Origin of the sequence: Klebsiella sp. K47, from assembly GCF_051858335.1 — a bacterium.
Classification (GTDB): Bacteria; Pseudomonadota; Gammaproteobacteria; order Enterobacterales; family Enterobacteriaceae; genus Klebsiella; species Klebsiella pneumoniae.
Genome location: NZ_JBPYUI010000426.1, coordinates 1 through 223, shown reverse-complemented (window position 1 = coordinate 223; position 223 = coordinate 1). Strand labels below are relative to the sequence as shown.

Here is a 223-nt window from a genome sequence, read left to right as displayed (position 1 = left end):
GGAGGAAGGAAAAGAAGGGGAGGGGAAGGAAGGAGAAGGGAAAGAAGGGGGGAAGGGAAAGGAGGAAGGAAAGAAGGAAGAAGGGGAGGAAGAAGGAGGAAAAAAAAGAGGAGAGAGAAGGAGAAGGGAAGAGAGAGGAGGAGAGAGAGGAAGGAAAGGAGGGAAGGGGGGGGGGAAAAGAGGGAAAAAAAAAAAAAAGAAAAGGAAGGAAAAAAAAAAAAAA

General features: G+C 46.6%; 1 protein-coding gene. It reads left to right on the top strand.

Translation table 11 applies throughout. The annotated features are described in order from the left end of the window. On the top strand, positions 1 to 223 hold a 223-nt coding region (locus RRF55_RS28645), incomplete at both ends, for a hypothetical protein (protein WP_439419392.1).